This is a genomic window from Streptomyces sp. BE303 (genome assembly GCF_036290945.1).
Taxonomy (GTDB): Bacteria; Actinomycetota; Actinomycetes; order Streptomycetales; family Streptomycetaceae; genus Kitasatospora.
Genome location: NZ_JAQYWZ010000053.1, coordinates 1 through 742 on the forward strand (window position 1 = coordinate 1; position 742 = coordinate 742).

Sequence of the window (742 nt, forward strand, 5' to 3'; positions counted from 1 at the left end):
GCGGCGGGCCTCCGCGCGGTTTATTGGTGACTGGCGTGGAGTGGTGCGCTGTCCCCTGGTTCCGCGGTGGTCGGGTGCCCTTGGCCGCCACCGGCGACGACCCGGTGGTGATCGTGGGGATGGGTCTGCGGTTGGCGGGTGGTGTGGGGACGCCGGAGGAGTTCTGGGATCTGGTCGCGTCCGGGAGGGACGGGCTCGGGGCGTACCCGCCGGAACGTGCGTGTGAGCGGGTGGGGGTGAAACACCCGCATACGCGGCGTGCGTGTCGGTTCTACGCCCGGGAGGGCGGGTTCCTGTCCGGGGCGGGGGACTTCGATGCGGGGCGGTTCGGGATCTCGCCGCGTGAGGCGTTGGCGAAGGATCCGCAGCACCCGCTGTACGTCGAGGCGACGTCGGAGGCGCTGGTGGCGGCGCCAGACGATCCGCTGGGCCTGAGCGGCGAGCGGGAGGGCGTGGTCGTCGGCGCCTCGTACATGGGGTACGGCACCGGGGCGGCGGAGAGCGGGGAGGGCCTGGAAGGCCATCTGCTGACGGGTACGGATTCGTCGGTGCTGTCGGTGCGGATATCGTACACGTTCGGCCTTGAGTGGCCTGCGGTGACTGTGGACACGGCGTGTTCGTCGTCGTTGGTGGCCCTGCATCTGGCCGCGCAGGCGCTGCGTTCGGGTGAGTGCTCGATGGCGCTGGTCGGTGGTGTGACGGTCATGCCGACGCCGGATGTGTTCGTGGAGTTCTCGCGTCA

The 742-nt window shown here is 70.5% G+C and carries 1 protein-coding gene; it reads left to right on the plus strand.

The genetic code is table 11. The annotated features are described in order from the left end of the window. Positions 1–80: 80 nt before the first annotated feature. On the plus strand, positions 81–742 hold a 662-nt coding region (locus PUR56_RS00185), incomplete at its 3' end, for a beta-ketoacyl [acyl carrier protein] synthase domain-containing protein (protein WP_329947332.1).